This is a genomic window from Paenibacillus sp. NPDC058367 (assembly GCF_042723305.1).
In the GTDB taxonomy this organism is placed as follows: Bacteria; Bacillota; Bacilli; order Paenibacillales; family Paenibacillaceae; genus Paenibacillus_AQ.
Genome location: NZ_JBHXIZ010000002.1, coordinates 559949 through 574333 on the forward strand (window position 1 = coordinate 559949; position 14385 = coordinate 574333).

At 44.3% G+C, this 14385-nt stretch carries 12 protein-coding genes; 11 read left to right on the forward strand and 1 reads right to left on the reverse strand.

Annotated elements, in window-relative coordinates:
- Positions 1-47: 47 nt before the first annotated feature.
- The 7 genes from ACFWMP_RS13265 (at position 48) to ACFWMP_RS13295 (ending at position 8194) form a co-directional block, all read left to right on the forward strand.
- Positions 48-1229, forward strand: a complete 1182-nt coding sequence (locus tag ACFWMP_RS13265) for a glycosyltransferase family 4 protein (protein WP_379424306.1) — start codon at positions 48-50, stop codon at positions 1227-1229.
- 62 nt (positions 1230-1291) lie between these two features.
- Positions 1292-3202: a polysaccharide biosynthesis protein gene (locus ACFWMP_RS13270; protein WP_339241836.1), complete on the forward strand. Its 1911-nt coding sequence runs from the start codon at positions 1292-1294 to the stop codon at positions 3200-3202.
- Between the two features lie 3 nt (positions 3203-3205).
- The gene (locus ACFWMP_RS13275) at positions 3206-4324 is read left to right on the forward strand and encodes an LCP family protein (protein ID WP_379423906.1); all 1119 of its coding nucleotides are present in this window, start codon (positions 3206-3208) and stop codon (positions 4322-4324) included.
- 24 nt (positions 4325-4348) lie between these two features.
- A complete protein-coding gene (locus tag ACFWMP_RS13280) occupies positions 4349-4975 on the forward strand; it encodes a sugar transferase (RefSeq protein ID WP_156113132.1) in 627 nt (208 codons plus the stop codon).
- Positions 4972-5781, forward strand: coding sequence for a GNAT family N-acetyltransferase (locus ACFWMP_RS13285; protein ID WP_379423907.1), 810 nt, complete (start codon positions 4972-4974; stop codon positions 5779-5781). The genes ACFWMP_RS13280 and ACFWMP_RS13285 overlap by 4 nt, the downstream gene beginning before the upstream one ends.
- A 77-nt stretch (positions 5782-5858) precedes the next feature.
- Positions 5859-6968, forward strand: coding sequence for a GNAT family N-acetyltransferase (locus tag ACFWMP_RS13290; protein ID WP_339241829.1), 1110 nt, complete (start codon positions 5859-5861; stop codon positions 6966-6968).
- 59 nt (positions 6969-7027) lie between these two features.
- Complete coding sequence (locus ACFWMP_RS13295; RefSeq protein ID WP_379423908.1) at positions 7028-8194, forward strand: aminotransferase class I/II-fold pyridoxal phosphate-dependent enzyme; 1167 nt, start codon at positions 7028-7030, stop codon at positions 8192-8194.
- Positions 8195-8198: 4 nt separating this feature from the next.
- On the opposite strand, the gene ACFWMP_RS13300 is transcribed toward ACFWMP_RS13295, so the two are convergent.
- A complete protein-coding gene (locus ACFWMP_RS13300) occupies positions 8199-9845 on the reverse strand; it encodes a glycosyl hydrolase family 28-related protein (RefSeq protein WP_042189076.1) in 1647 nt (548 codons plus the stop codon).
- A 196-nt stretch (positions 9846-10041) separates the two neighbouring features.
- On the opposite strand from ACFWMP_RS13300, the gene ACFWMP_RS13305 reads away from it, so the two are divergent.
- The 4 genes from ACFWMP_RS13305 (at position 10042) to ACFWMP_RS13320 (ending at position 14305) form a co-directional block, all read left to right on the forward strand.
- Positions 10042-10986, forward strand: a complete 945-nt coding sequence (locus tag ACFWMP_RS13305; RefSeq protein ID WP_042189073.1) for an NAD-dependent epimerase/dehydratase family protein — start codon at positions 10042-10044, stop codon at positions 10984-10986.
- Positions 10987-11013: 27 nt separating this feature from the next.
- A complete protein-coding gene (locus ACFWMP_RS13310; protein ID WP_379423909.1) occupies positions 11014-12132 on the forward strand; it encodes an acyltransferase family protein in 1119 nt (372 codons plus the stop codon).
- 355 nt (positions 12133-12487) lie between these two features.
- Entirely contained in the window at positions 12488-13543 is a 1056-nt protein-coding gene (locus tag ACFWMP_RS13315; protein WP_042189070.1) for an LLM class flavin-dependent oxidoreductase, read from the forward strand.
- An 81-nt stretch (positions 13544-13624) separates the two neighbouring features.
- Positions 13625-14305, forward strand: coding sequence for a Crp/Fnr family transcriptional regulator (locus ACFWMP_RS13320; RefSeq protein ID WP_339241818.1), 681 nt, complete (start codon positions 13625-13627; stop codon positions 14303-14305).
- Positions 14306-14385 lie beyond the last annotated feature (80 nt).

The following is a 14385-nucleotide window of genomic DNA, read 5'->3' on the forward strand; positions in this document are numbered from 1 at the left end:
TACCTGCTGAAGACTGTGGGCCGGTAAGAGTTGCTTTTGTAGCCTCCATTTTTGGGCATTTTGAGAGTTTCCATCTACCTTACATGGCGTTATTGCAGCAAAAAGGTTGTGAAGTGCATGCTTACGCGCAGCCCGGGAAAGCGAGATTACGGTTAGAAGAGAAGGGGATCGTGTGTCATGATGTGCCCATTCAGCGTAGCCCTTTACAGATGCAGAACTGGGCAGCGCTAGGGATATTAACGGAAAGCTTCAAGGAGGAGGGGTTCCAGTTCATCCATGTACATACGCCAGTCGCTTCGATTCTCGGACGGATTGCGGCCCATAAAGCAGGTGTACCTTGCACATTGTATACAGCGCATGGTTTTCATTTTTTCAAGGGAGCTCCTCTTCTGAACTGGATGCTTTATTATCCGCTCGAGAGGTTAATGGCCCGCTGGACAGATGTGCTAATCACCATAAATAGAGAAGATTATGAACGCGCCCAGAAATTTTCTATACGGAAAAAGGTGACTTATGTGAGTGGTGTAGGACTTGATCTCCAGGTTTACGGCAGTGAACAGGATCAGCCTGAAACTGCGTCGGAGAAGGCAGATAGGCGACGCCAACTGTTTGATCTGCCGAAGCGTGAGCATGATGAACCTCCCTTCGTCATCCTATGCGTTGCTGAATTGAACGCCAACAAGAACCAGAAGCAGTTGATCGAAGCGCTGGGTCAGTTGGGGTCTCAAGCAGGCAACATCCATCTGGCTTTTGCGGGTACAGGACCGTTCGAGCTGACTCTATTGGAACTTGCTAATCGGCTGGGTGTCAGCGATCAGGTGCATATGCTTGGGTACCGTAGAGATATTCCGGATCTACTCAGAGCATGTGATGTTGCTGCACTTGTGTCTTATCGCGAGGGGCTACCTCGGGCGATTATGGAGGCGATGGCAATAGGGAAACCCGTTATAGGTACGCATATTCGGGGGATTCATGATTTGATCGAACATGAGTCAACAGGCATGTTGGTTCCTGTTGGTGATATTACCGCTACCGCTAAGGCTTTTACTCAATTACGTGATGATCCAGCATTAACTACGGCAATGGGAGAAGCAAACAAGGAGAGGATCATTCGTTACGGGTTGCCTGCGGTGCTCCGTGAAATGGACTCGATCTATATAGAAGCGCTAAACAAGGAGGAAAGAAAGCGGGTTCCGTCTGAAATGCATGCCAGCCTATCGGGGGATTGAATATTCACTCTCACTTAAAAGGCGAGTAAATGAATTTTTAGTTAATTAGGGAGAAAGAAGTGATGAAAATGCGGATCGTCCGTTTGGTCATGTTGGATGCAGGGATTATTGCGGCTTCAGTGTGGCTTGTGTTTTTACTTCGGTTTGATTTTCAAATCCCTGAGATGTACGTGTGGATGCTTCCGTGGGCAATATTGATTCACATTGCGGTGTATGCGGCCTTCTCATTTGGATTCAAAGTGTATAACAATATCTGGCGATACACCGGAATGAGAGAGTTACTGCAGCTTCTAAAAGTGAGTGTATTCACCCTCGTTGGAGTGATTGCTGTCAACCTATCCACCCATGCAGTAATTCCTTCCTATCGACTACCGATTTCTATCTATTTTGCAGCGGGTTATGTGTTTCTGGGCATAGTTGGATTACGAATGGTTAAACGTCTTCTAAATGATGGATTTGAGACAACGGGTGTGAAGGATGCCTTCGAAGGTAATCTTCTAATCGTTGGGGCTGGTAAAGCAGGAATCCTCGTTACGAAAGATATCAAGCATTCAAGGTTCAAATTTATGCATCCGGTCGCTTTCATTGATGATGATGCATCCAAACAAAAGCTGGAAGTAATGGGGCTGCCGATTGTGGGTAACCGAAATTTCATTCCCGAGGCCGTGAAACAGCTGGACATTGCGTTCATTATTATTGCCCTCCCGACAGCGCCACATAACGACTTAATGGAGATTATTGAGATCTGCAAATCAACAAAAGCACAGATTAAGCTAATGCCTAGTATGACAGAAATTTTGGACGGGAAAATGGCAGTCAATCGAATTCGTGAAGTGTCCGTAAATGATTTGCTGGGTAGAACTCCTGTTGAGATTAATACTGAAGAGATTCGTGAGAATTTAGGGAGTGAGTGTATTCTCATCACGGGTGCAGGAGGCTCCATTGGCTCAGAACTGTGCCGTCAGCTAGCTGCGTATCGTCCGAAGGAAATGTTGCTGCTTGGTCATGGTGAGAACAGCATTTACCTGATTGAACAAGAGCTACGCCAGTTATATCCCGATCAGAAGATTCAACCGATCATAGCTGATATTCAGGATGTGTCGCGGATCGATAGTGTTTTTCAGAATTTCCGACCTACGATTGTGTATCACGCCGCTGCGCATAAACATGTGCCCCTTATGGAGATGAATCCGGTGGAGGCGGTAAAGAACAACGTTATCGGAACAAGGAATGTAGCGGAAGCGAGTGCCAAATATGGTGCTAAGCGGTTCATTCTGATCTCTTCGGACAAAGCGGTTAATCCAACAAGTGTCATGGGAGCTACGAAGCGAGCGGCAGAAATGATTATTAATGATCAGAATTCATCTAGCAAGACGGTTTTTGCTGCTGTCCGTTTCGGTAATGTTCTCGGTAGTCGGGGGAGTGTTATTCCGTTATTCAAAAGACAGATCGAGAGTGGTGGCCCGGTTACGGTTACCCATATGGATATGGTGCGGTATTTCATGACGATCCCGGAAGCAGTGCAATTGGTTATCCAGGCGAGCGTACTGGCACAAGGTGGCGAGGTGTTCGTGCTTGATATGGGTAAGCCGGTTCGGATATACGATCTAGCAAGAGATTTAATACGTCTGTCGGGCTTAGAACCCGATAAAGATATCCCTATCGTGGTCACGGGCATTCGTCCTGGAGAGAAATTATTTGAGGAACTCCTGACAGAAGAGGAAGGATTGATGGTCACCAATAACTATCGCATCATGATCAGTCGGCCTCAAAGTGTTTCCAGATCCGAATTGAATTTGGTCCTTGGTGTGCTGGAGAATTTGTGCAAACGGTACGAATTTGTGCCAAGCAGTTATCAGATTAAGAAATTATTAAAGCAGCTTATTCCAAGCTATTCGGGCTTTCAGGAAGAACCACAGGTGGCTACTCATGAGCTTGAACGGATCAAATCCGAAGTTCATGCGGGGATCTAAGTGATGAAGTCGTTTATGAGTAGATGGAACAAGAAATTGCGTTTGCGTGGCAAGAGTGACAAGAAATTCACAAGAAAGCAAATAGTCATGCGGCGAATTGGAAGATTCGCCCTGATTGGTTTTCTGATTGTGATTGTAATTGGTGGCATTTGGATTAGAGGGGTATTAAATGCTGAGCAGCGATTTCAAAAGGCTGTCCTTAATCCATTGACGATACCTAACTCTAAAATTTCTGCAGTACCTGTGGGGAAGGCGCAGTCGGATGGGACTACGAAAAGTCCAGCAAATTCGGATGGCGTGGTACTACCATCGACTGAACCAGCAGCATCGCCAGAAGCAACTGATAAAAAAACTTCATCCTTTAATGTTGTATTAATTGGAACAGATACGTGGGGTGGGGAAATCTCGCGTGCAGACACGATCATGGTTGTGCATGTAATGCCGGAACAGCGGAAGGTGAACATCGTCTCTGTACCGCGCGATACAAGGGTGTATGTACAAAATGTTGGATACACCAAAATTAATCATGCTCATATTGTTGGTGAGTCCAAAGGTGGGAATGAGCAAGGAACGTTGACGCTCATTCAAGCGGTGAGCGACTTTATGAATATTCCCATTCATCATTACATCAAGACGAATTTCTCTGGAGTGCGTGATTTCATCGATTCAATCGGTGGGATCGACATGGTAATCGATCAGGATGTCACAATAACCCCAGAGATTACCATCAAAAAAGGCGAACAGCATTTGGATGGTGTGCATGCTCTCTACCTTGCTAGGGCGCGTTACTCTACTCCGAACGGTGACTTTAGTCGTCAAGAGGAGCAATTCAATATCGTTAGAGCTGTGGCGAATAAGCTGTTGAGCCCTGAGCATCTTCCGGATCTGGCGGGATTATTGCTCCATGAAAAGAAAGACATTATCGATACAAGCTTCAGTGACAGTGATTTGCTCAGCTTAGCTTGGTTATTCAAGGGAATAACTTCCGAGGACTTTAAGTACGAGCAGATTCCAGGCAACAACAGTTTTGGTTCTGATCCGCTAGTCAGAACTAAGGTGTACTACTGGAGTGCTGATTTAAAACAGGTGAACTCACTGAAGGAACGTCTTTTTACGGATTAAGAGAAAGGCGGGAGGAGTACTAACATGTATCGCCATATGAAACGAGGCTTCGATCTTGTGGGAGCGATCGTTATGTTGTGTATATTTAGTCCAGTCATGGCTGTGGTGGCGTTGTTGATTCGAATGAAGCTTGGAAGCCCAATCTTGTTCAAGCAGCAACGACCAGGGCGGGGAGAGAAACCCTTCTTTATCTACAAATTTCGGACCATGGCTGAACTGTATGACACGCAGGGTCAGCCGTTACCAGATGAGCGACGATATATCAAATTTGGCGGAATCATCCGGAAGCTAAGTCTGGATGAACTACCACAATTGGTGAATGTTGTGAAGGGAGAAATGAGTCTGATTGGTCCAAGACCCTTACTCATGCGTTATAGCCCATACTATTCCGAACAGGAGAGGTTGCGTTTCTCAGTAAGACCAGGAATTACGGGATTAGCACAGGTTTCAGGACGCAATACTTCGTCGTGGAAAGACCGGCTTTCGTATGATGTCACCTATGTCGAGAGTTTAAGTTTCAGACTTGATGCGCTGATATTATGCAAGACCGTCTTGAAGGTGATTCGCCAAGATGATGTTGTAGCCAATCCAGGTCGGCATAGCCTGCCTCTGGATGAGTATAGGCTGAATAAAAAGGAGGGCCAGGCATGAGTGTGCAGTTTAGACCGCTGCATGAAGACGATATACATCATGCATGCCGGCTCTTGAAGAGCAACTTACCGGAGCATGTGTACAATCAAACGATATTTGCTTGTACGGGTTATCCAGCATATCTACAAGCGGCTTGTAAGTGTGGAGGTCATTCGGCCACATTGTTGATTGGAGCCTATATTGGAGAAGTGCTCATTGGATTCGCGGAATGGCGAAGAATGGAACAAATATTGGTTCTGAATAATTTAAACGTGGATGCGGCGTTTCGCAAGGACGGTATTGGCGGAATGCTCATGGCATATGGAGAGAAATTAGCCAAGAGGGACGATATTAAGAAGTTGGTACTGGATGTGTTCTCATGGAATGAACAGGCTCATGCTTGGTACCTTCGCCTTGGCTTTGTAGAAGAAGGACGTACTTATTGGTATGTGAGGGATCTGGATCGTTCATTAACGGCTAGCGCAGATGTTATTGCTGCTGGAGCGGATATAGATGATGAAGAAGTGAATTACATTATTGATGATTACCCAATGGCAGAGGCACATCATCTAAAATACGGATTTTCTTCATTTAGGATTAGAACGAAGCAGAAGACTTCAGTTGTGGGTCGGCTCGGCGAGCAGTATTTTCGCATCCAACTGCAAAGTGGAGAGTGGGACGGTGGGTATCCACTAACCGATGTGTTACTCGACCTTGACCGGGAGAGAAAGCTGTTATTGCTTTCATCCGATGCATTCTTACGAGAGAGAGACCAAGCGCTAAGCTTAAGCACTGAAAGTATACGTATGATCAAGATATTGGATTAGCAGCGAATGCTTCCGAAGTAAGTTTTGTCGAAGTACCTCAAGGAAGCGTCGTTAACATAACTTTTAGGTGGTGACGTATGAGTGATTTCATTGTGCTTAATAGCGCGCATTCTGAAGAATGGGATGCTTATTTGAATCAGATGGATTGTAAGGATATCTATTTTTCTGCAGATTTTTTTCGGCTGTTTGAGGATGATGATCATCAACAGGCAGAACTGTTTGTTTTTAAGCAGGGTGAGAAGCTCATCATTTATCCTTACTTACTTCGCTCCATTAGCCATCTTCCAGCAGTCATCCAGCTGGGACTTGAAGGAGAATGGTATGACATCAGCACACCTTATGGATACGGGGGGCCGATATCTAATGTGCCAATAGGAGCGGAACGAACAGAGTTGTACCGAAAATTCAGTGAAACGTTCACAGATTACTGCAGAGAGAAAAAGATCATGACCGAGTTTGTAAGATTCCATCCTTTTATAGGCAATGCCACTGAATACCAAAAAGGGCTTACTACGGAGCTCAATCGGAATACAGCTTACATGGATTTGACAGTTGGCTCAGAGTCAGTGCTAATTCAGAACTATGGCAGCAATCATAAAAGAAATATCCGTAAATTAAAGTCAGCTCCATTCACCATTCGAAAGTCGGATCTTAAGGATCGGATCGAGCCTTTCATCGAGTTATATTACGGGACGTTAAATGATTTACAAGCAGATCCCTTTTATTATTTCCCTCGAAAATTTATAGAAGATACAAGCCTTTTGCCAGACGGACGGGTAGTGCTGTTTGAGGCGATGGATGGGGAGAGGAGTGTAGGGGCAAGTATTATACTTCTTGATCGACCATGGATGCATTATCACTTATGCGGTTGGGACCGAGCTTATCTGCAGTGGTCACCTACCAAATTTCTCATCCACGCAGCAGCTGTATGGGGGATGGAGAATGGATATGAAAAATTCCATCTCGGTGGGGGATATAAGGGGAATGACGAGTTGTTTCAGTTCAAGCTAAGATTCGCTACTCAACTAGAACCACTAGACTATTACTTAGGTAAGCGAATATTTTTCCCCGAGGTGTATGAACGAATGATTGTACTCTGTGACACTGGAGTTGCGGGGAATTACTTTCCGCTCTACCGGCATCCATCTCTTTTGAATCAAAATATCATGGACCACGCTCTGAAGTAAGTCAATAAGATATGTATTCCATTTGGATTAAAGCATCCAAATGGAGAAAGGAGCAAGGCATGAGTATTCGTCAACCACGCATTCTACCACGAATCTTGTTATCCCCACCGCATGTAAGTGGACGTGAACAGGCTTATTTGGAGGATGCAATTCATTCTGGCTGGATCGCTCCCATCGGACCACAAGTCGATGCTTTCGAGCGGGAGATGGCCGACTATACAGGTTCAAAGGGTGCACTTGCATTAAGCTCTGGAACAGCAGCAATTCATCTTGCACTACGTCTAGCTGGCGTTTCTCAAGGAGATTACGTGATTTGTTCGACGCTTACGTTCGTAGCTAGTGCCAATCCTATTTTATATTTGGGGGCTACACCTGTATTCGTAGACTCAGAACCAGAAACATGGAATATGTGTCCACTAGCCTTTCAGCGGGCCTGCCAGGATTTGAATGATAGAGGGATACTGCCTAAAGCAGCTGTTATTGTCAATTTGTACGGGCAGAGCGCAGACATGGAGCCAATTGTAGAAATCGCGAATCATTACGGTATTGTTTTAATAGAAGATGCTGCGGAATCCCTCGGTGCCTTTTATCACGGAAAGGCCAGTGGTACTTGGGGCCGCTTCGGAATCTATTCTTTCAACGGGAATAAAATTATTACAACCTCAGGTGGAGGTATGCTTGTATCGGATGATACCGATGCATTAGATCAAGCCCGTTTCTGGTCTACCCAAGCACGTGACACTGCTCCACACTATCAGCATTCCGAAATGGGTTATAACTACCGGCTAAGTAACCTGTTGGCAGCCATAGGACGAGGGCAACTGGAGCTACTTGAGGAAAAGGTCGAACGACGTAGATATATTTCTCAAGTGTACTCAGATCGATTGGGATCCATTCCGGGTCTTCATTTCATGCCGGAAGCGCCAAATTGTCGCAGTACACGCTGGTTAAGTGCGCTAACGATTGATGAAGAAATCGCAGGCTTCTCCGCTAATCAACTCTTAAAGTGCCTGGAATTCAACAATATAGAAGCTAGACCTGTATGGAAACCACTACATTTGCAACCTCTGTTCGAGAACGCCTTCTATTATCCATACATGGAGGGACATAGTGTATCTGATCAATTGTTCACAAAAGGTGTATGTCTACCTTCTGGTAGCTCTTTATCGGATGATGATCTGGTACGCGTAATGGATGCGATAGAGTCTTGTATTCAGAACCGCTGAAAAATTACTTAGCAATCCATCCGTTAGCACCAGTGCCGCTTTCCTTCACATAAAAAGTGGCTTTCGCTACACCATCTGTTCGCATAGCCAGACTGCCAATCGGAGCGGTAATCGTTCCCTCAGGCGATCCTTCCACGATAAATACTGCAGGAAGTAATGTTCCACCAACGAGTCGGACTGCCCGTTTGAAGTTGCCATAGGTAGAGAACCATTCAGTTAAAGCATACGGATTATACAAGGTACCAAGAGAAGTACCCTGCATGGCAACCAATGTTTCGAATTCTAGAATGCGTTTTACCTTTACAGAACGGGTATCAAACACTGCTACATTGTTCAGGTGCAGGAAGGGTTTAGCTGCACCATAAGATGACGCTAGCACGACTTGATTGGTCCCGCTGTTACGGACAATCATATTGTCAACAGTAACCATCGCGTCAGACTCTGTTGTGAATAATTGTAAGGTACTGCCCGTTAAGTCCTGTGCATCTATCGTCCCCACATAAAGATCTCCTCCGTCGATTCGGACTCCGCTTGCTAAGGTGGAACCCGAGCCGTACATCCCTAACGAGCCGATATGCAATCTTGGTTTTCCTCCAGCAGCATTAAACGCAGCGTAGATCGCAGGGCCGCCGATTCCATCGAACTTTGCGCTTCCGATATCAATAAATTGTGAATAGATCGTTTGTAGACCGTAATTAGCTTTATGATCCGTCGAGCGAATAGATAAATGGTTGATTTTTAGCGTCAATCCATAGGACAGCAATGCTGGACTTACTGATCCACTTACACGCATATCTAGTGAACCGATGTCGAGAGTCCAGAGTCTCGTTATCTCATCTGAAAGCCCAGTTGTCATATCATTGCCGAAACCAGTTGTTGTCAAAGAGTCGAATCGCTGATAAAAGCTACGCGTTCCCTTGAAGATGTCTGGTTCTACATCGAGTGAATTGGCGCCATTAAACCCAGGTGCACCACCGCGACTGTTATTTAATACCGCTCTGTTGACATGGAGCTGGTCTACAAAATGAACTACAAAGTTCTTTCGACCAGCCGTTTCACAATAAGCATATCCGATATGCACATTAACGGATGGGATATCTTCTGTCCCTCCAATGAAAATATTATCACCATAGCAATCATGAGAGTACACCGATTCGATCGTTATATTTTGCGAAGAAGAAATGAACAAGCCATGAAGTTGATCGTTGACGGCTGTTTTAACAGTCGAAGCACTTCCGTCTATTTCGAGGCTGCCGGATATCGTGATGTTTGCGGCATTTAACATAACAAGAACTCGAGTATCCGAAGGTGGGTTAGGGGCAAGCACCAATTTTGAGCCGGCTTCAAAGCTTAGGTTAGTTCCGGTTGGAATACGAAGACACCACCAATCTAGGACTGAAGGGTTACGCATGTGGCCGGAAGAGACTTTATATACACCAGGCGGAAAAATAACAACCTTGCGTTTGGCATTTCCAGCATTAATTGCATTTTGAATCGCGACGGTGTCATCTTTGGTACCATTCCCTGTAGCTCCATAAGATCGAACATTCACGTAACCGTTAGTTTCAGGATCTAATTTAATAGAAGTGACTGCTCCGTCCGCAATAACGGACGTTGTTACAGAATTATCTGGAATAGGTGCAGTTGCCATATACTTCACTCCTTTATTTTTTTTGATTTGAAATATAAGGCTAAGTTTCACGTTATAAATCATCCTTATATTTCTACGAGTAACGGTTGTCGTCCATAAAGGATGACAACATCGTTTCTTCTTAAGTATTTTATGTGAACTTTTCTACAGATGCACGGTACAAAGAGCACTTTACAGGACGAAAGGAGTTTTTTATTTGAAGGTATTAGTAACTGGGGGGCTTGGTTTTATTGGGTCACATGTTGTTGACCGGCTTATAAGAGAGGGGATCGAAACTGTAATTGTAGATAATTTATCGGGTGCTTCCGGCTCATTCTATAGAAATCCTTCCGCTCTTTTATATCCGTACGACATTCGGGACGAGACACTGGGTGAAGTCTTTATCCGTGAGAAACCGGATGTGGTTATTCATCTGGCTGCACAGATTGACGTAAGAGAATCTCAGCGCAATCCATTGTTTGATGCGAATGTGAATATTGTTGGCACACTTAACGTCCTGCGGATGTGTGAGGCGCATCAGGTTGAAAAGATCGTGTACGCCTCGTCGGCCGCTGTATACGGTAATCCTGAATATTTGAGCATTGACGAGAAACATCCCTTAAATCCTGAATCTTGTTATGGGGTATCAAAAAGTGTTCCTGAGTCTTATATTCGGATGTTTGCCAGCATGCATGGACTGAAGTACACCATTCTTCGTCTTGCGAATGTATATGGACCTCGACAAAGCTCGCATGGTGAAGCTGGTGTCGTTTCGATTTTTCTGGATCGCATAAAGCAAGGCAAGGAGCTTGTGATTTATGGGGATGGAGAACAGACCAGGGATTTTGTCTATGTTGAGGATGTTGCACAGGCGTTTGTAAATGCGGCTTGTACAGATGAGAATGCGGATAATCAGATCATAAATATTAGCTGCGGGGTGGCGACCTCCATTAATACGATTGTAGAGATGATAGGCGGTATTACAGGTCGGGAATCCCAGACAACCTATGAACAGGCTCGACCGGGAGATATTCTTCACAGCTACTTAAACAATAGTAAAGCAAACGAGTTGATGTCCTGGTCTCCTCACCATGATCTTCACCAGGGACTCAAGAAGACGATTGCAGCCCGATTGACTGTAGGCAGTGCTGTGGACCATTAATCGCAAATATCGAAAGGGGTTATCCCCATGGAACGAAAATTAAATTCGGAAATGTTTGTTCTACGAAGTATAGCCTGCTTAAGTATAGCGCTGTTACATGCTTTATATCGAGTCTATGACGATGGGAACACGCCTTGGGTAGAGTCAGTGGGTCTACTGCTTACATTTGGCACACCGGTATTCGTATTTATCTCGCAATTCGTATTGTCTTTTGCATACCCGGACGGAATTCCCGCGAAATTTTGGGAGAAACGGATCAAGTATATTTTGCTTCCTTACTTTTTTTTCGGAGCTTTGTACGCAGGGTTAAAAGGATTGGATATGGCGGGCAGTGAGGGGATTCCGCTTCTTCAAGCTTTTTGGTACTTTCTCTGGCGTCATTGGTTACTTGGCGATTTTCATGGCTACTTTATCCTAATTATCTTTCAGTTTTATGCCTTGTTTCTCTTATTTCAAAAGCATGCCAAAAAATTCACTCCACGCTCTATACTGATTGCGTCATTCGTTATTAATGTGGCTTACTTAGGTTTTTTCAATTTCACCAAACCCGTAGATACGGTAGCTGCTCAATATATTTGGGATAAATTGTATTGGGTTTTCTCTCCGGGGTGGATTTTCTACTTTACTGTGGCTTATTACTTGGGGCGAAATGAGGCTTGGTTCCGGGAAAAATTAAAACAGTTCCGTTTAGCTGTCTACGTGCTTCCAGTTGTAACAGGCGCGTTTGTGCTATTCGTGAATGAGCAAGGCTGGATAACGGCACATAGTTCCAAGAGAATTGATATGTTACTTTTCGCCATGAGCATGATTCTACTACTCTTCACAGTGGCTTCCTCATTGAAAAAAGTGCCGCGTGTGCTGGAGTGGAGCAGTAGATACTCCTTCGGCATATATTTGCTTCACCCGTTGTTGTTGGCTTTATTCGTCAAACTTCCTTCTTCGTTCGGGTTGCAAAACCTTGGACTATTCAGTGTGCTTCTCCAATTTGTCGGATGTGTGGTAGGATCGGCGATTATCATGAACATAGCGAATCGTATTCCAGGCGGAGCCTTTGTGTTCGGTCGAGTCGGGATTGGAATCAATCAGAGAAAACCCCCGAAACCGCTGGATAAGCCCATAAGCTCGAGTATAGGGAACATGAACTAGTTAAAAAATAGACCACTAAACTTCCGTTTTTCAGGTGATTAGTGGTCTTTTAATATTGTCTTGGCTCTTACATCGCACTAGTTTCGGACCGTATAGTTCTTATTTCCATAAAAACACACATTTTGGTATTGGTTTTGAGCAAAAAGCAGCATCTGAGTCCGATAATCTCGCAAAATGGCCAAAACCATTAAAATAAGGGCTCCTCAGACCGATCAATAATCGAGGGGATCTGAAATAGTTGGAATTATCGGTGAATCCTATTATAATGGGTTTCTTGATTAAATGTAATTATGAATATTCAAACATTTACATCCAGAGAATAATGCATCGTGCAGAACTTTAGGAGGAAACGAGAGTGGAACTTGGAATAAGTACCTTTGTCGAGACAACGCCCGATGTCCAAACGGGTGAGACAATAAGTCATGCAGAACGACTACGTGAAGTAGTGGAGGAAATTGTACTTGCCGAAGAGGTGGGACTAGATGTATACGGAGTGGGCGAGCATCATCGTAATGATTATGCGGCTTCATCACCTGCGGTTGTGTTAGCGGCAGCTGCATCGTTGACTACGAAGATTCGGTTGACCAGTGCCGTGATGATCCTGTCTTCAGCAGATCCCGTACGTGTATTTCAAGATTTTGCAACGCTAGATGGCATTTCGAATGGACGTGCAGAAATTATGATCGGCCGCGGTTCGTTTACAGAGTCTTTTCCTTTATTCGGCTATGATCTGAAAGATTATGAAGAACTCTTTAATGAGAAGCTGGAATTGTTATTAGCCATCCAAAAGTCAGAAAAAGTAACCTGGAGTGGCAAACACCGAGCGGCCATAAACAATCTGGGGATTTACCCGCGTCCGGTTCAAGATCCGTTACCGATTTGGATTGGGAGTGCAGGTAGTCCAGAATCTGCGATCCGCACTGGAGCATTAGGTTTACCCTTTGTATTAGCTATTATTGGAAATGTTCAACCGCTTGATTATGCGAAGCATGTGCAGCTCTACAAAAAAGCAGCGGCTGAAGCCGGATATGATCTTTCAAGCCTGCCTATTGCCTCACACTCACACGGGTTTATTGCTGAGACTAATGAGTTAGCACTGGAGAAATTTTTCCCTTCAACGCATGCTCGGACCAATGTGCGGGCGAAGGAAAAAGGGACACCCCCATACCATCGTTCCGATTATGATGCAGCATGCAGCTTTGATGGCGCTTTGTATGTAGGTGATCCAGAAACCGTTGCGAACAAAATCATTCATCTTCGCAAGCATGTTGGAATTACGCGATTCTTTTTACATATGCCCCACGGTACAATGCCTCATGATGATGTTATGCAGGCGATTAGACTGCTGGGAACAGAAGTAGCTCCTCGTGTTCGTGAAGAAGTAGCACGCTGGGAAGCAAGTAATCTTTAACGAATAAGCTGCGTCCTTAGGACGTGGCTTTTTTTGTGCGGTATACTAAAATAACGAATAACGTTATATAAGGGAGGAGCAATGGAGACTATTCATTATTTATCTCAATTCAATTTGCTTCAATCGTTAGCGCTGGAAGATCTAATGGAAATGGAAGAGTTAACTCGAATAACAGTAGTCCCGAAAAATACATATATCCAGACACCGACAACCTTCTCTGAAGGATTATTTTTTGTGAAAAAAGGAAAGGTGCGTTTATACCGATTGAATGCGGATGGGAAGCAGTTTACTTCGGATATTCTGAGTGAGGGTAATGTTTTTGGTGAAATGAACGTGATTTCGTTTGGAACCAAAGATCATTACATTGAAGCCATGGAAGAGTGTCATATCTGTACAATTGATCCTGTAAGATTTGAAGATTTCGTAGCTACTCGACCTAGATTTTTGATGTCGTTAATGCAAGTATTGAGCGATCGTATAAAAAGTATGAGTCAGTTAACTCAAAACCTAGCCATCGGAAATCTGCATGATAAAATATTGTGTGTTCTTTTAAAGCTATCGGATCAACTAGGCGTTAAAAGTGAGGATAATTATTATAAAATCAATGTTCCACTATCGCATCAAGAAATCGCCAATTTGATTGGTGCGAGCAGAGAAGCGGTTACTGTGGCATTGCAAGAATTGGTAAAGGCTGAGGTGCTTCAGACTGGGTTCAAAACTATACGTATCCATCATGATAAGATTTTGGAAAGAAATTTATAAAGATTATGAGCTGTAAATGAGATTACATCTTTATGGTTAGAAATACCCGTATCCTAGATATAAGAAGAAGGATATCCAAG